This window comes from Herpetosiphonaceae bacterium (assembly GCA_036374795.1).
Classification (GTDB): domain Bacteria; phylum Chloroflexota; class Chloroflexia; order Chloroflexales; family Kallotenuaceae; genus LB3-1.
The window spans coordinates 37978-55382 of the sequence record DASUTC010000123.1 but is presented as its reverse complement, the minus strand read 5'-3'; the positions used below and the strand labels follow the sequence as shown (position 1 = coordinate 55382).

The window sequence follows — 17405 nt, the reverse complement described above, 5'->3', positions numbered from 1 at the left end:
ATCGATAAGTTTGGACAGCACTGTGGCCGTAGCACGCACCAACCTTCGTACGTATTTTCTACACCTACGATCCGGTCACAAAGGAGGTGTCCCACGTCAAGAGCAAGATCATAACCGTGCGAATGAGTGTGGTGTACCCTAACGTGTGCCACAGCGTCCGTGTTCACATATCGGATTGTGTTAAACGAGGAGCTACGAAACCTATGAAACGTTTTGCTTCAGCGCTCATGCTGCTGGTCCTCATGGCATCGCTGCTGGCCGCGTGTGGTCAGACAACAGCAAGCCCGTCCGCAACCACCGGCGCCGCCTCGCCGGCCCCAGAATCACCGATGGCCTCGGCCTCGCCCGCAGAATCACCGATGGCCTCGGCCTCGCCCGCAGCGTCGGCGGCTGCCTCTCCATCTACCTCAGAAACCGCAACGGCTGGCGCAGCGGCAGAGCTGCCCAACGTCGAGGGCCTGGATCTCGGCACGATCAAGATCGCGTCGCAGACCCCGCTCTCCGGCCCACAGTCGGCGCTGGGCACCGGTATTCGCAACGGCTCTGAGCTAGGCGTCGAGCAGATGTCGAAGAAGGTGGGCATGGAGGTGCAGTTCGTGCCCTTCGACGATCAGGCGACCGAGGATATTGGCGCGTCGAACGCGAACCAGATCGCCGCCGACCAGGACATCCTGTGCGTCGCCGGTCACTTGAACTCAGGCGTGGCGCTGGCGGCGCTTCCGACCTACAAGAACGCCAGCCTGCTGATGATCTCGCCGGCCAACACCAACGTGCGCATCACCGACGACTTCGGCGCGAATCCGGCCTATCGCGTCGTCGGTCGCGACGACGTGCAGCCTGCCGTGGCCGCCAAGCACGCCTTCGAGACGCTGAAGGTCAAGAATGTGTATATCCTGCACGACAAGACGGCCTACGGCCAGGGCGTGGCAGACTTCTTCCGCCAGCTGGCTGAGAAGGCCGGCGTTCAGGTGCTTGGCTTCGAGGGCACCGATGAGAAGTCGGTCTTCGACCCGGTGCTGAACCCGATTCTGGCGGCGCAGCCCGAAGCCGTCTTCTGGGGCGGCATCTACTCCGAGGGTGGCCCGCTGCTGAAGCAGATGCGCGAGAAGGGCATCGAGGCTCGCTTCCTCGGCACCGACGGCCTCGACTCGTCGGAGCTGTCGCGTCTGGCCGGTGAGGCGGCAGTCGGCGTCAACTTCATTACGATCGCCGGTCCGGTGGGCCAGTATCCCGCGGCGTCGCAGTTTGCCAAGGACTACGAGGCCAAGTTCAGCGCGGCCACGCCGTCGTTTGCAGCGCAGGGCTACGACGCCGCCGCGCTGTGCGTGCTGGCGATTGCCAAGGCCGCCGAGAAGGCCAACGCCCGCCCGACGCGCCAGCAGGTGCTGGAGGCGATGAAGGAGATCGGCCCATACGATGGCGTGACCGGCACCGTCACCTTCAACGAGAAGGGCGACCGCGTCCCAGCGACCTACTTCGTGATCGAGGTCAAGACGGGCGATCCGGCACAGTGGGATCAGGCGAACCAGATCATCAACAAGATCGACATCTCGCCAGAAGGACAGTAGGCACGGTCAACGTACGAAACAGGAGGACGGGCGCTAGCTCGCCCTCCTGTCCTATCATCAATCAAGCAGAACATTTAACCGTTTGTCGTCGACCATTTCGTTGCAGCGTCGGCGCGGCATCAACCGTTGGATGTTTGAGGGCGTATGGCAGTAGAAGCGCAATCGAAACCAATGATCACGCGACAGTCGTCCTGGAACACACTGCGCCAGGTATTCGCGCCGATCGGCCAAATTCTTGTGTTTATTGTAGGCAGCGCCGTTATCCTGGGCCTTATTGTCGTGCTGCTTGGTTTGGTGCTTAGCCGGGTCATGGAGCAGCCGAATATGCTGAACGGCGTATTTTTGCTGCTGCCGATCGTGATCGTTGATGGGCTGGTGCTCGGCTTTCTCTACGCGACCATCGCGCTGGGCTATACGATGGTCTATGGCGTGCTGGAGTTTATCAACTTTGCGCACGGCGAAATCTTCATGGTGGGGGCGTTTGTGGCCGGTGGCCTGGCCCTGTTTCTCGCCTCGAACGGCTTGCTGGCCGCGATACCGCCGCTGCTCTTTGTGCTGATCGCGGTGCTGCTGGGCATGGCCGTGAGCGGAACGCTGGCGATGTCGATCGAGCGGGTAGCCTATCGTCCGCTGCGCAACGCGCCGCGCCTGGTGCCGCTGATCTCGGCGATCGGCGTTTCGCTGGTGCTGCAAGACCTCGTGCGGCTGATCGCAGGGCCGCGCCGCTTCTACCTGGCATTCCCGGATCTGGGCCTCAACCAGCGCTATCAGCTCTTTCAGGTAGCGCGCGCCGGTGGCGGCAACCTCAACGTGACGATCGATAGCAAGTCGCTGATCCTGATCGTGACGGCGCTGGTAATGCTGATCGGCCTGAACTATCTGGTCAACGCGACCAAGCTCGGCAAGGCGATTCGCGCCGTGGCGCAGGATCGGCCTACGGCAAGCCTGATGGGCATCAACGTCAACCTGATCATCGCGCTGACCTTCTTGATCGGCGGTGCGCTGGGCGGCGCGGCGGGCGTGCTCTTCGGCATTCGCTACAGCACGATCAACCCGTACGTCGGCTTTTTGTACGGCCTGAAGGCGTTTACCGCCGCCGTGCTGGGCGGCATCGGCAACATCACCGGCGCGATGGTCGGCGGGATTGTGCTCGGCTTTCTGGAGGCGTTCGTCGCCGGGTATCTGTCGCTCTTTACCCGTGGGCACTTTGGCGGCGCCGACTATGCCAGCATGGCGGCGTTTCTGATTCTGGTTGGTATCCTGATCTTCCGTCCGTCGGGCCTGCTCGGCGAGGCGGTAGCGCAGAAGGTGTAGGGGGAGACGATGAGTTCAACAGGACGAACCTCGCCGCAGGAGCCAGACGAGAGCACATCAGGGCGGCTGGAGGCGCTGCTGGGCCAGGGCTACACGCCGTACATCATCGTGACGCTCTACGTCCTGCTGACGAGTCTATGGCTGCTGGCATTTCCATTCTCGACGATCGCCTTTCTGGTCTTTCTCTCGTCGCTGATGGCAATCTACTACTTTCCGGTTTCGTCCTGGCTCAAGCTGGTGCTGGGGGTCATCGTGCTGGGCGTGGTGATGCCAATCGTCGGCAATCAAAACCAGGGCTTTCTGGATGTCGTCACCCAGTCGGCGATCTTCGTGGCGCTGGCGCTGGGCCTCAACATCGTAGTCGGCTTCGCGGGCCTGCTCGACCTGGGCTACGTTGCGTTTTTTGCGCTGGGCGCGTATCTATGGGGCATTTTCAGCACCGGGCAGGCGCTCAATATCTTTCCCGGCGCTGAGGCGACCTTTCCGCTTGGCGGCGGCTGGTTCTTCGTCTTCCTGGTGCTGGGCGTGATCGTCGCGGCGATTGCGGGCGTGCTGCTCGGCCTGCCGGTGCTGCGGCTGCGCGGCGACTACCTGGCGATCGTGACGCTCGGCTTCGGCGAGGTGATCCGCCTGCTGGCGAACAACCTGGACAAGCCGGTCAATATTACCGGCGGCGCGCAAGGCATTACCAGCATCGGCCAGGCACCGATGTTCTTCCAGCCGGTGGTCGCGGCTGCCGGGTTCCAGCCAAGCCAAGGCGCTGAGTACCGCATGTACATGTATGTGCTGGCGATCCTGATCGTGCTGCTGACGGTGATGGTCGCGCGACGGCTCAATCAGTCGCGGATTGGACGTGCCTGGACGGCGATCCGCGAGGACGAAACCGCCGCGATTGCGATGGGCGTGCCGCTGGTGCGCATGAAGCTGCTGGCCTTTGCCGCGGGCGCGTCGTTCGCCGGGGCGATGGGCGTGCTCTTTGCCGCCAAGCAGCTTTTTATCAGCCCGCCGACCTTCGATCTGGTGCGCTCGATCAGTATTCTGGCGATGGTGATCCTGGGCGGGATGGGCAGTATTCCAGGCGTGATCCTGGGCGCGACGGTGATCACGCTGCTCAATCTGCGTATTCTGCCGGATTTCGCGGCGCAGTTGAACGACTGGCGACGCGCGGGCCTGCCGATTCCCGCGCAGTTCGACCCCGTCTCCTATCAGCGGCTCCTCTTTGGGCTGGTGCTGATCCTGATGACGATCTTCCGGCCCGAAGGTATTTTGCCGGAGCGCCGCCGTCGCTTTGAGCTACACCAGGAGGCAGCCGAGGGCGAGCAGATGGCACAAGACGCGAAGAATCTGGTCCATCCCGATATAGGTATGAAGTCATAGCCGACGGTGCGGATCGGCAGATGCGCCGATCTGCATGCGGTAGACGAGGAACATAAGCCGTGGCATTGTTGGAAGCACAGCACATCACGAAGCGCTTTGGCGGTCTGACGGCGGTCAACGATGTGTCGCTCCAGGTCGATCCGCACAGCATCATCAGCGTGATCGGACCGAACGGCGCGGGCAAGACGACGTTCTTCAACATCGTCACCGGTATTTACCAGCCCGACGAAGGCACGATTACGCTCGACGGTCAATCGCTGATCGGCCTGCGGCCCGATCAGATCGCCGCGCAGGGGATCACCCGCACGTTCCAGAACATTCGCCTGTTCAACAACATGACCGTGCTGGAAAACGTGCTGGTCGGGATGCACCCGCGTCTCAAGACCAGCGTCTGGCAGATCTTGCTGCACTCGCAGGCGTTCAAAGAAGAGGAGCGCAAGGCGGAGCAGCGCGCGCGGAAGCTGCTGGACTTCGTGCGGCTGTCGCATCGCGCCAACGATCTGTCGCGTAGTCTGGCGTACGGCGAGCAGCGCCGTCTGGAGATTGCACGGGCGCTGGCCTCAGATCCGAAGCTGATTCTGCTGGACGAGCCTGCGGCGGGGATGAACCCGCAGGAGACTGAGGAGGCAACCGATCTGATCCGGCGGCTGCGCGACGACCTCGGCATTACCGTGGTGCTGATCGAGCACGATATGAGCCTGGTGATGGAGATCTCCGAGCGGATCGTGGTGCTGGATTACGGCAAAAAGATCTCGGAAGGAACGCCGCTCGATGTGCGCCGCGATCCGCGTGTGATCGAGGCCTATCTCGGCCCCGGCGCTGCCGCCGCGCTTGAGAAGCAGGCACAGGACGGCACGCTCAACACGCCGCACCCGGTGGACTCACAGCCATCGACGCTTCCGCATCCAACGCCTAACCAGAAGTGAGATAATCATGGCGCTGCTCGAATTGCAGGATGTCCACAGCTACTACGGGAACATCCATGCCCTCAAAGGCATTTCAATGGTCGTCAACGAGGGCGAGATCGTCACGTTGATCGGCTCGAACGGCGCGGGCAAGTCCACGACGCTCCGCACGATTTCGGGGCTGCTGACGCCGCGCCGTGGTCAGGTGCTGCTCCACGGCAAACGCATCGACAATATCCCGCCGCATGAGATCGTCAAGCTTGGCCTGTCGCAAGCGCCCGAAGGACGGCGGATCTTTCCCCGGCTGACGGTGCTGGAAAATCTCGAAATGGGCGCGTACACTCGCACGGGCCGTGACGGCGAGTTCGAGTCCGATCTGCAACGGGTCTTTGAGCTGTTTCCGCGCCTGAAGGAGCGCGTGACCCAGAAGGGCGGCACGCTCTCAGGCGGCGAGCAGCAGATGCTCGCGATCGGCAGGGCGCTAATGTCGCGGCCACGTATTCTGCTGCTGGACGAGCCGAGCATGGGCCTCGCGCCGATCCTGGTCGATCAGATCTTCAGCATCGTGCAGGACATCAACAGGCAGGGCACGACGATCTTGCTCGTCGAGCAGAACGCGCTCAAGGCGCTGGAGATCGCTCACACGGGCTATGTGCTGCAAACCGGCGAGATCGTCTTCAACGATACGGCGGTGAACTTGCGGCGCAACGAGGTGGTGCAAAAGGCGTATCTCGGTATGGATTAGCAACCAAGTTTCAAGTTCCAAAACTCGAAAATCGGAACTCGAATACACGACACACGAACGAGGGACGCTTTGATGAGCGTTCCTTGCTTGGTTAAACGCGCGGATCGCGGTTGCTGCTGGCTATAAGCCGCCTATCATCAACGACTCCGAATTTTTGGGTATAATGGCGGCGTTGTGCAACCGGCTGTGTCGTTACATCAGGCTCGACGCATGCGCGCACGCCGTCAGAAGATCGGCAGTGCGCTCTTTGTGCTGCCCGTGCTCTGGGCGCTGCTGGCCGGTCTGGTGGCCTATCAATTCCCATTTCACACCCGCATTTCCATCGGCGAGCCTGGCGACCGGCTCTTTCTTGAATCTTCAGAGGCGCAGGACGGGGCACAGATCGAGCTAGGCCGCTGGCACGTCGATCAGCTCGATCAGCCGGGACGTAGTCGCTGGAGCCGGGCGCGCGGCGCGATCGTCCTGCCGGGGGTTGGGCAGGGCCGCGACCTGGACATAACGCTGCTGGTGGGCGGCTGGCCCGCCGATACTGTGCGCGAGGAGCCCAAGCAGCCTGAGGTGACGGCGCTGGTCGAGCAGCAGGCCGTGGGCACATTCACACCCGACTCCGCCGCGGTCGCGCCGTTTTCGATCACAATCCCCGCCGCTGCTCAATCCAGCCCCGATCTTGAGCTGACGCTGCGTAGCTCCGCGACGTTTACCAGCACGGCAACCTACGCCGACGGGCGCGACAAAGGCATTCGGCTGGATGCGATCGAGGTGCGGGCGCGAGGCTGGGGCGCGCAGCCCGACTGGCGGGTGCTTGGCGAGCTGATGCTGATCACCGCGCTGGCGATGGCTACGGTGCTGACGCTTGGCCCAGGGCTAGCGGTTGCACGACGGCGACGGCTGGCGCTGCTCCTCGGCATGGGCATCGCGACGCTGAGCGTGACGGCGCTGGCGATCTGGCGGGTGTGGCTCGTGGCGCTGCTACCCGCGCTGCTGATCGGCGTGGCCGCGCTGCTGGCGGTGGTCAACTGGCGCTGGTTCGTGGGTGTCGTGCGCAGCCTGCGCTGGCGTCTGAGCGGCAGCAACGCGCTAAGCTGGGCCTTGATCGCGGTGGTAGCGCTGGCGTGCAGCTATCTGCTGGCGCTGATCGTAGTGCCGGGCCTATCGTCTTCATCGCGCGGCGATCTTTTCACCAACGACTCCTCCGATCGCGTGGCGCGGCTGCTGACGCGGCTGTCGCTCTACAGCGGCGCGGCGCTGGCCGTGCTGGCGAGTGTCACCTTACTGCCGAACTGGGTGCTGGCGCTGCGGCGGCGGCTGCTGACCGGGCGCCTGGCGGCGGTGGTGCTGGGGCTGATCGCGGGCGTCTGGATCGGCTACGAGGTCTGGCTGATCGCGACGCTGCCCTTCGTCGGCCACGCCGACTACGCCGATAACGCGGTGGTCGCGCGCAATCTGCTGCGCGGTCGCGGCTGGGTGGTCGATTACGTCTCGCAGTTCTACGAGCTTGTGCCGGGCGGCTCCGTGACTCGTCCGCAGGAGACGTGGCCGCTGCTTCAGCCGGTGCTGATGCTGCCCGCGATGGCGCTGCTTGGCCCGACCCCGTTCGCCGCGCGGCTGATCAACATCGTCATGCTGATCGCGCTGACGATTCTGATCTACCATATCGGCGCGCGCATCTGGGATCGGCGGGTGGGGCTGATCGGCGCGGTGCTGACGCTGACCAATCTGCTCTTCTTCCGGCTGGCGATCTACACCACCAGCGATCTCGCGCTCGTCGTCTGGAGCATGGCGGCGTTCTGGCTGGTGTATCGGGGGGTGGAAGAACCAAGAACCAAAAACTCGAAACGTGGAACGTGGAACGTGGAACGTGGAACGTGGAACGTGAAACTCGGCTCGCGCTGGCTGTGGGCAGGCATCTTCACCGGGCTGATGATTCTGCAAAAGCCCAGCTCGGCGATCTTCGCGGTCGGGGTGGGGCTGTGGGCGCTGGCGCGGCTTGAGCAGCAGCGGCGGGCGATGGCGCTGCCCTTCCGACAGGCCGTGTGCTGGCTGCGTCCGCTGGTGGTCTGGACGGCAGTAACGGTGCTGGTGGTATCGCCGTATCTCGCGCGGAATCTGCTGGTCTTTGACCGTCCGTTCTTCTCGACCGAGGCATACGACGCCTGGGTGCTCTTCTTTCGAGGCACCAGCAAGGAAGCTTGGGAGGACATCTACAAGATCTACGATCCCGCATTTGGCGGGCCGGGCACGCCGGATCGCTCGTGGATTCTGCGCTGGGGCTACGATCGGACGCTGGGCAAGATCGCGGAGCAGGCGCGCGATGCCTGGAAGTTTTTCGCGCCGCCCAGAGGCGAGCTGCTCGGCCTGGGAAGCGGCGACGAGCAGAATCGCGGCGTTGTAGCAACCTGGCTGATGCTGCTGGGCCTGATCGTGCTGCGGCCACGGCAGCGTGCGCTGATCGGGCTGGTGGCGGCGGCGCTGGTGCCGTACACGCTGTTTTTGATCCTGTACTGGCACACCTTCGACGAGCCGCGCTACTTCGTGCCGTTCGTGCCGTGGATGGCGCTGGTGGCGGCCTGGGGCGCGTGCTGGCTCTTCGATCGGATCGCGTCGATCGGGCAGGGGCGGCTGGCTGGCCTGGGCGGTCTGCTGCTCACGCTAGCGCTCTTCGCGTCGGCTGCGCCGCACTGGAACGCGATCGATACGTTTCTCGATCCGGGCAGCGGCAAGCACTGGGGCCGCGTCTGGCAGGCCAATCTTGAGGCGTACGACTGGCTGCGCGAGAACACGCCGCGCGACGCGGTGATTATGACGCGGGTGCCGTGGCAGCTCAACTATCACGCCGATCGACCGGCGGTGATGATCCCGAACGGCGACATAGAGCAGATCTTGCGCGTCGCGCAGCACTACGGAGCCGACTACCTCCTGCTGAAGGGCACGTCGACCTCGCAGCCGGAGCGTCAGGGCGGCGCGCTCAAGGCACTGGTCGACGGCTCGCCGCTGCCGGGCTGGGAACTGGTCCACGAGGTGCCGGAGACATTCGAGGGCGCGACCGGCGCGGTCAAAATCTACCGCTTTCCGCCGGGATACAAGATTGCTACGGGGAAGTAGTCGATCGTGGATGTTCGATGCTGGCTCTGGATGAGGAATGCGCGGGTAGTATGAAAATCGCGATGCTGACATCGTCGTATCCCAAGTGGCCCGGCGAGACGACCGCTCCGTTTATCGAGGAGATCGCGGCCAGCGTCGCGGCGCGCGGGCATGAGGTGCATGTGCTGATGCCGCACCGCAGCGATCTGCGTCGCCAGCCGTTCGAGCGCGGCGTGTACCTGCATACCTATCGCTACGCTCCCACGCAGGCGCTTGAGGTCTGGGGCTACTCTGCGGCGCTGCATGGCGATGTCGGCGTGCGGCCCGCGACACTTGCCGCCGCGCCGCTGGCGCTCGGAAGCGGGCTGCGGTCGCTGCTCAGATTGACGCGAGCTGAGCGCTACGATATGATCCACGGCCATTGGGTGCTGCCGAGCGGCGCGGTCGCCGCGCTTGTCGCGCAGCTTCGCAGGCTGCCGCTGGTGCTCTCGCTGCATGGCTCGGATGTGTTCCTGGCGGAGCAGAGCGTGCCGACGGCCTGGGTGGCGGGCTGGGCCGCGCAGCGCGCCGACGCCATCACCTCGTGCTCCGGCGATCTGGCGGCGCGGCTGGCGGGCCTGGGCGGTCCTGCCGAGCGCATGCGAGTGATCCCGTATGGGATCGACGCCGAGCAGTTCTATCCAGCGGCGGCGGCAGGCGCTAAGATCCGCGAGCAGCTTGGCGCCGCGTCCGACCGTCCGATGCTGGTCTGGGTCAGCCGGATGGTCTATAAAAAAGGCTTGAGCGTGCTGCTCAGCGCAATGCCCGCCGTGCTGCGGCAGCATCCGACAGCGGTGCTGGTGCTGGGCGGCTACGGCGATCTGCGTGACGCGCTTGAGCAGCAGGCGCGGCAGCTTGGCATCGGCGGCAGCGTGATCTTTCCGGGGCCGGTTGGCCGCGAGGCGATCAACGCCTACTGGAACGCGGGCGATCTGGTGGTGGTGCCCGCGATCCATGATCATCGCGGCAACGTCGATGGTCTGCCGAACATCATTCTGGAGTCGATGAGCGCCGGTCGTCCGATCGTCGCCAGCCGCGTGGCGGGCATTCCCCAAGTGATCGAGCACGAGCGACACGGCTTGCTGGTGCCGGAGGGCGATCACACGGCGCTGGCTGCGGCGATCACGCGGCTGCTGGATCAGCCGGAGTTCGCTGCGGAGCTGGGGCGCGCGGCGCGGCGACGTGTCGAGCAAGAGCTACGCTGGTCGCATATTGCGGCGCGCTTCGAGGCGGTGTACCTGGAGGCACAGGCCCACTTTGCCGCGCGCTAAACAGAGTGTGAGATAGGTCAGTAACCACCCCGTGAACGGGGTGGCTTGTGCGAACAAGCCCATACTGACCAGCTCCCTATCGCGTGATGGGAACCGTTGATCGGGTCATGACACCCTGGGGCAAGGGGTGAAGCGGCTGGATCGAAGAAGCCCGATCCACTGAGCGAGGCGACCATCACCTGCGCAAGCAGAGAGGTTTTTGTATGAGTCATGTCTTGGTCATCGACACCCACAAACAGCCCTGCGATCCGGTCCATCCAGCGCACGCACGGAAGCTCTTATCGAGTGGACAAGCCGCCGTGTGGCGACGCTATCCGTTCACCCTCATCCTCAAGACAGTCCGCACCGCCGACCCGGAGTCGCTGCGGCTCAAGCTCGATCCCGGGTCTCAGACGACGGGCATCGCGGTGGTCAACGATACCACCGGCCACGTCGTCTGGGCGGCCGAACTGACCCATCGCGGCCAGCAGATTCGCGATCGGCTCCTGGCGCGGCGCGCCATCCGGCGCAATCGGCGGCAGCGGAAGACGCGGTACCGGCAAGCCCAGTTTCTCAACCGCAGGCGTCCCGTCGGTTGGCTTGCTCCCAGCCTCGAGCATCGGGTCCAGACCACGCTGACCTGGGTCGAACGGCTACGGCGCTCCGCGCCCATCGGGGCGATCAGTGTCGAACTGGTGCGCTTCGATACCCAGCAACTGCAAGATGCCGAGATCCGGGGCGTCCAGTATCAGCAGGGCGACCTGGCGGGCTACGAGGTGCGGGAGTACGTGCTCGCCAAATGGCAGCGGAGCTGTACCTATTGTGGCGCGACCAACGTGCCGTTGGAGATTGAACACCTGATTCCCAAGAGTCGTGGTGGCTCCAATCGGGTCAGCAATTTAACGCTGGCCTGCCACGCCTGCAACCATCGCAAAGGGAATCAGACGGCGGCGGAATTTGGCTATCCGCACCTTCAGGCCCGAGCCAAACAGCCACTGAAGGCTGCGGCTGCGGTCAATAGCACGCGCTGGGCGCTCTACCAGCGCCTCGTCGCAGCAAGGCTGCTGGTCGAGGTTGGGTCGGGCGGTCGCACGAAGTTCAATCGTACCCGGCGTGGCCTGCCGAAAGCCCACTGGCTGGATGCCGCGTGCGTCGGCGCGTCCACCCCGGAGGATCTGCGAACACGGGGCGTGGACCCGCTCCTGATCCGCGCGGTGGTGCCTCACGGGAAGCAGCGCGGCACGTTTGTCGGGCGCGTGGCGGTGCGGACCAGTGGCAGCTTCAATATCACCACGGCCAGCGGCACGGTCCAGGGCATCACGCATCGGTATTGCCAACGCCTTCAGCGGAGTGATGGCTATTCCTATCAGCACGGAGGCGGCGCTTCCTCCCACCCGTAAACGGGCGGGTTTCCGCGCCGGTTTTTATGAAGCAACAATTTGCGGATTTGCAGGAGCGCATCGCGCGACGGGATGTGCTGATCGGGGTCAATGGGCTGGGCTACGTGGGTCTGCCCCTGGCGGCGCGGGCGGCGCGCGCCGGATTTCGCGTGCTGGGCTTCGATGTCAGCCCTGAGCGTGTCGAGCAGATCATGCGCGGCGTGAGCTATGTGGGCGATGTTCTGTCGTCGGATCTTGCGCCACTGGTGACGGAGGGCCGCTTCGCGGCGACCAACGATTTTAGCCGTCTGGCGGAGTGCGACGCGATCATTATCTGCGTGCCGACGCCGCTGGATGAGCACGGACAGCCCGATATTTCCTACATCGAGCGGGCGGGCGATGCGATTGCGGCTACGCTACGTCCCGGCCAGGTGATCGTGCTCGAAAGCACGACATGGCCCGGCACGACCGACGAGGTGCTGCTGCCGCGCTTCGCGGCGCGCGGCCTGACGGTCGGGGAGGATTTTTTCCTGGCGTTCTCGCCGGAGCGGATCGATCCCGGCCAGACCAACAGCCAGGGCTGGACGGTCGAGAACACGCCCAAGGTCGTCGGCGGCGTGACGGGCGCGTGTACCGCGCTGACGACGGCGCTCTACGGCCAGATCGTGCAGCAGGTGGTCGAAGTCTCGTCGGCGCGAACGGCAGAGATGACCAAGCTGGTCGAAAATATTTTCCGCAACGTCAACATCGCGCTGGTCAACGAGCTGGCGCTGCTCTGCGACCGCATGGATCTGAATATCTGGGAAGTGCTGGATGCCGCCGCGACCAAGCCGTTCGCGTTTATGAAGCACACGCCGGGGCCGGGCCTGGGCGGTCACTGCATCCCGCTCGATCCGTTCTACCTGAGCTGGAAGGCGCGCGAGTACGGCTTTCACACGCGCTTTATCGAGCTGGCCGGGCACATCAACAACGGCATGCCTTACCACGTGGTCAACCTGATCGGTCGCGGACTCAACCGGCGGCGGATGAGCATCAACGGCGCGACGGTGGTGCTGCTGGGCGTCGCGTACAAGCCCGACATCGACGACTACCGCGAGTCGCCGGTCTTCAAGATCATCGAGCTGCTGGAGGCGGAGGGCGCGCAGGTGGTGACGGTCGATCCACATGTCGAGGTCTTCTGCGATCATCACGGCCACGAGCACCGCACGACGCCGCTGACCGACGATCTGCTGCGTAGCGCCGACTGTGTGGTGATTATCACGAACCATCGCGCCTTCGACTACGAGCATATCGTGCGCGAGTCGGCGGTGGTGGTGGATACCCGTAACGCGACCCGCAACGTGCAGGAAGGCCGCGATAAAGTCGTGCTGCTATGAGGCTGGTCGAGCACAGCGAACAAAGAACAAAGAACAAAGAGCCGGATTCGGTATCGATCTCACCCTTCACTGGCTCCTCCGCGCTGGCCGTGTGGCTGCCGATCGCGCTGCTGCTGGTGGCCGCGCTGTGGCTGCGACTCTACCGCCTGGACGCGCAGCCGCTCTGGCTGGACGAGGGCACGACCTGGGCGCAGGTGACAGGCAGCAAGATCAGCACGCTGCTGCTCGATCTCTTCCGTCCGTCGCAGGCGTATCCACTGTTTCACGTGCTGCTGAAGCTCGATACGCGGCTGCTCGGCGACGGCGAGTGGGCGCTGCGGCTGCCGTCGGCGCTGGCGGGCGCGCTGGCGGTTCCGGCGATCTTCGCGCTGGGTCGCGTCGTGCGCGGCTGGGTGCTTGGCCTGGCCTCGGCGCTGCTGCTGCTGCTCTCGCCGTTCGGGATCTGGCAATCGCAGGATGCGAAAGCGTACAGCCTGACGCTGCTGACGGCGATCGTGCTGGCCTGGGCGCTGATGCGCGCGCTGCGATCGAACACCCGCCGAAGCTGGCTGGTCTTCGTCGCGGTCGCTGCGGTCGCGCCGTTCGTCCATCGGCTGCTGGTCTTCTCGCTGCTGGGCTGCGTCGTCACGTGGGCGCTGGCGACGGAGCATCGCTGGCGGCGCTGGGTGCTGGCGGGCGCGGCGCTGATGGGCGGCGCGCTGGTGGCGGCGCTGGCCTTCTCGCTGGCGTATCAAAACGCGGGCGGCCAGTTCGCGGCGGTCGGTCCCGTGCGGGCGGCATGGCTCACCTTCAGCCAGTTTGCGATCGGACAGTGGCCCGGCGCGGTGCGTCGGCTCTGGCTGCTGCCGTTTGCGCTGCTGATGCTGCTCGGCGGTCTGCGGCTGCTGCTCGATCTGCGGCGCGCGGATCGACGGGGCACGCTGCTGGTGCTGGCGCTTGGCGGCCTTCCCGCGCTGCTCTTCGCGATCGTACTGCTTGTTCAGCCCGCGTTCGAGGCGCGCTACCTGACGATCGTCTTACCCTTCTGGCTGCTGGCCCTGGGCTGGAGCCTGCCTGAGTGGCGCGATCTGAACCTGCGCCGCGTGCATGTTGCGCGGCTCGGCGGGCAGCTTGCGGCGCTGGCGGTGTTCGTCGGCGCGCTGATCGTCTCAAGCTGGGCGCTCTCCCTGCCCGAAAAAGGCATCTTCAGCGGCAGCATCGTCAAAGAGAACTACCGCGACGCGATTGCCAGACTTGCCCGGCACGTCCACCCCGACGACCTGGTGATCGTCCATCCCGACTCGATCCTGCCGCTGTACCGCTACTACGCGCCGCGCGTCTCGGATCAGCCGTTGCCGGAGCCGACGACCTACCCTGAGCTGGGGCGGGCCGAGGGCTTTGGTCTGCGCGAACTCGATTGGAAGATTCGGGCCGATCTCGGCAGCCGCAAGCGCGCCTGGCTGATCATCGCGCCGGACCACGCGCGAGTAGCCGATCCGCCGAAACAGGGCGATGAGCTGGGCCTGGTCGGGCTGGCCTTCCAGTACGGCGATCTCAACGATCGACTTCAGTGCGGCGAGGTGCCCTACGCGGGCTTTGTCGGCGTGCGGCTGTACTGCAACAATATTCCGACCGTCCGCAGCCGCATCGAGCATCCGGTCGAGGCGCGCTTCGGCGATGCGCTCAAGCTGCGCGGCTATACGCTGACGCCCTTCTCCACAGGTATCCATGCAGGCGGGACGCTGCCGCTCTCGCTCTTCTGGGAGCCGCTGCGCTCGCTCGACGGCACCGATTATCAGGTATTCGTCCACCTGACGCTCCCCGACGATCCCAAGCCGCTGGCGCAGCTCGACGGTCGTCCGATGGAGGGCGGCCAGCCGACGCGGCTCTGGACGCAGCCCGGCATGCTCTACCACGACGATCGCGCGCTGCCGCTGCCCGCGACGCTGCCGCCCGGTCGCTATGTGCTGCGCCTGGGCGTGTACCGGCCTGAGGACGGCGCGCGCCTGCCGATCGGTGACACGCGGCAGCCCGTGGAGAGCGACGCGCTGGTGCTGGGAGAGGTGGACGTAGAAGAACCAAGAACCAAGAACTTGAAACTTTGAACTTGAAACTTTGAACTTGAAACCTGAAACGTTGAACTCAAGACGCGAAACGCGGCATGTCGCGGCGATCCTGCTGGTGGCGTTCGGGCTGCGGCTGCTAGGCTGGTGGATTCTGCCGTATCGCGGCTTTATCAGCGACGAGGCGGAGTATCTCGCGGCGTCGGCGTGGCTGGCGGATGGCCGTGGCTTTAGCTTCTTCCGCGATTGGATCTGGACGCGACCGCCGCTCTACGTGATGTTTCTGGCGGCGCATATCACGCTCTTCGGTCCCGAAATACTCTGGCCGATCCGCCTGTCGCAGGCGTTGCTCGGCACGCTCTCGGTCTGGCTGACGATGCGCCTGGGCGCGGCGCTGGCACCACCCGATCGGGCGCGGCAGGTGGCGCTGGCGGTGGGCTGGGCGATGGCGCTGACCTACAGCTTTATCACCTTCGCCTTCCTGCTGCTCTCGGAGACGCTGTTCGTCACGCTGCTGCTGGCTGCGTTTCTCGCGCTGACGCGCTGGGCACAGCGCCGACAACACCGCTGGCTGATCGCGGGCGGCGTGCTGCTTGGCCTCGGCGCGCTGACACGTGCGGTCCTGGCGGGCGCGCTGCCGCTGATCGCGCTGTGGGTGTGGTGGGAGACGTACGTGGAACAGAGGGCAGACAGGCCAAGGGATGAGGGTCTGCTCAAGAACAAAGAACGGAGCACAAAGCATAGGTCGCTATCGTTTTATTATTCTTTGTTCTTCCCCGCTGCTCTGCTGACGATCGTGGTGTCGAGCCTGATCCTGCCGTGGAGCATCTATAACACGCGCTTCTACGGCGCGAGCGGCCTGATCCTGATCGATACCACTGGCGGCTACAACGCGATGCTCGGCGCGCAGGCAGCGCACCAGGAGATCGATCCCGATCCGGCCTGCGCTCCCACGGCGACACGCTGCGAGGCCGGTATCTACACAACGTTGAGCGCGGTGGAGGATCATGCCGATCGGCAGCGGCTTGCCTACAGCACGGCCTGGCGCTGGATCGCCGAAAATCCGGGCGGCTTCCTGCGCAAGACGGGCCGCGAGCTGCTCGATCTGCTGCTGGTAAACTACGGCGGCGCGGAGCGGCTGTACAACGGCTACGCGGTCGGCGAGGTGCCGATCCCGCATCTGCTGGGCTTGCTGATCGACGATGCGCTCTACGTGCTGGCGACGCCGCTGGCGCTGCTCGGTCTGGCACGGCGGCAGGACCGGGCCGGCAAAGGGCTGGTGCTGGCCTGGCTGCTCTACAACCTTGTCACCGGCCCGCTCTTCTTCGCGATCAACCGCTTTCGGCTGCCGCTGCTGCCGTTCGTCTTCATCTACGCGGCGTGCGGCATCTGGCAGTGGCGCGCGGCCTGGACCAGCGCGCCCCGGCAGCTGGCGGGCGTGGGACTGGCTGCCGTGCTCGCGCTGGTGCTTGTGCCGCCGTTTCTCTACTGGCGCGAGGACTGGGGCGGCCATAAGGCCACGGTGGCCGAGACGATACGCGGCTTCGGCGGGCTGCTCGATGCGGGCCGCTGCGCAGAGATCGAGGCGCTGCTCAACCAGGGACAGCTCGATCGGGCGCAGCAGCTCCACGACGCCGAGGATAAGCGCTATCCACGCACCTGCCTGGCGCTGCTGCAATCGCAGATCTTCGCGGCGCGCGGCGAGTATCACCGGGCGCTCGATCTGCTGCAATCTATGGCCGAGATTCCGCAGCGCTATCTGCTCGAAGGCGATATATACCGAATGATGGGCGATCTTGATGCGGCGCGCAATCCGTTCGCGGCCAGTCGGCTGGAGCCGCAAAACCCGACGCGCTGGGCCTGGGATCATCTGCACCCGCCGCCGACCAAGCGGATCGATCTGGGCAATGGCCTGGACTGGGGCTACATCGACGGTTTTTTCCAGCGCGAGTTTCCGCCCGAATCGCCGGAGCCATTCAAAGATGGCTTTCGCTGGACCGGCCCGCAGGCGCGGCTGCGCTTCGTGGGCGCTGGCACGGGCCTGCCGCAAACCCTGAAGCTGCGGGTTCGCCGTCCGGTCGAGCCGCCCGCGCGTCTGATCGTCGGCGGCGAGGGCGTGCAGGCGCGAGCCTTCGAGGTATCGGCGGATTGGCAGATCGTGACCGTACCGCTCCCCGCCACGTCCGCTGGCGAGGATGTGATCGTGGCGCTACGATCGACGGTATTCGTGCCGGGGCCTGCCGATTTGCAGGCGCGGCAGCAGGTTGGCCTCCAGTTGCGGCTGCTCGGCGTGCAGGTCGACTGGGCCGAGCTTGAGGAGCAAGGATAA

General features: G+C 64.9%; 11 protein-coding genes. All 11 read left to right on the top strand.

From position 1 onward, the window contains the following. The first annotated feature begins 203 nt into the window (after positions 1 to 203). Positions 204 to 1568, top strand: coding sequence for a branched-chain amino acid ABC transporter substrate-binding protein (locus VFZ66_08525; GenBank protein ID HEX6289221.1), 1365 nt, complete (start codon positions 204 to 206; stop codon positions 1566 to 1568). Between the two features lie 144 nt (positions 1569 to 1712). Next, on the top strand, positions 1713 to 2882 hold the full coding sequence (locus tag VFZ66_08520; protein ID HEX6289220.1) for a branched-chain amino acid ABC transporter permease: 1170 nt from the start codon (positions 1713 to 1715) through the stop codon (positions 2880 to 2882). 9 nt (positions 2883 to 2891) lie between these two features. Next, positions 2892 to 4259, top strand: a complete 1368-nt coding sequence (locus tag VFZ66_08515; protein ID HEX6289219.1) for a hypothetical protein — start codon at positions 2892 to 2894, stop codon at positions 4257 to 4259. A 59-nt stretch (positions 4260 to 4318) separates the two neighbouring features. Next, positions 4319 to 5185, top strand: a complete 867-nt coding sequence (locus tag VFZ66_08510) for an ABC transporter ATP-binding protein (GenBank protein HEX6289218.1) — start codon at positions 4319 to 4321, stop codon at positions 5183 to 5185. Positions 5186 to 5198: 13 nt separating this feature from the next. Continuing rightward, positions 5199 to 5909 (top strand): ABC transporter ATP-binding protein, encoded by a 711-nt coding sequence (locus VFZ66_08505; GenBank protein HEX6289217.1) that lies wholly within the window; start codon positions 5199 to 5201, stop codon positions 5907 to 5909. A 210-nt stretch (positions 5910 to 6119) separates the two neighbouring features. Beyond that, the gene (locus VFZ66_08500; GenBank protein HEX6289216.1) at positions 6120 to 9011 is read left to right on the top strand and encodes a glycosyltransferase family 39 protein; all 2892 of its coding nucleotides are present in this window, start codon (positions 6120 to 6122) and stop codon (positions 9009 to 9011) included. Positions 9012 to 9061: 50 nt separating this feature from the next. Further along, on the top strand, positions 9062 to 10300 hold the full coding sequence (locus VFZ66_08495; GenBank protein HEX6289215.1) for a glycosyltransferase family 4 protein: 1239 nt from the start codon (positions 9062 to 9064) through the stop codon (positions 10298 to 10300). A gap of 203 nt (positions 10301 to 10503) precedes the next feature. Further along, entirely contained in the window at positions 10504 to 11679 is a 1176-nt protein-coding gene (gene iscB / locus VFZ66_08490) for an RNA-guided endonuclease IscB (protein HEX6289214.1), read from the top strand. Positions 11680 to 11705: 26 nt separating this feature from the next. Continuing rightward, positions 11706 to 13034: a nucleotide sugar dehydrogenase gene (locus VFZ66_08485; protein HEX6289213.1), complete on the top strand. Its 1329-nt coding sequence runs from the start codon at positions 11706 to 11708 to the stop codon at positions 13032 to 13034. Further along, complete coding sequence (locus tag VFZ66_08480; protein ID HEX6289212.1) at positions 13031 to 15118, top strand: glycosyltransferase family 39 protein; 2088 nt, start codon at positions 13031 to 13033, stop codon at positions 15116 to 15118. Before VFZ66_08485 ends, VFZ66_08480 begins: the two co-directional genes overlap by 4 nt. A 31-nt stretch (positions 15119 to 15149) precedes the next feature. After that, positions 15150 to 17405: a glycosyltransferase family 39 protein gene (locus VFZ66_08475; GenBank protein ID HEX6289211.1), complete on the top strand. Its 2256-nt coding sequence runs from the start codon at positions 15150 to 15152 to the stop codon at positions 17403 to 17405.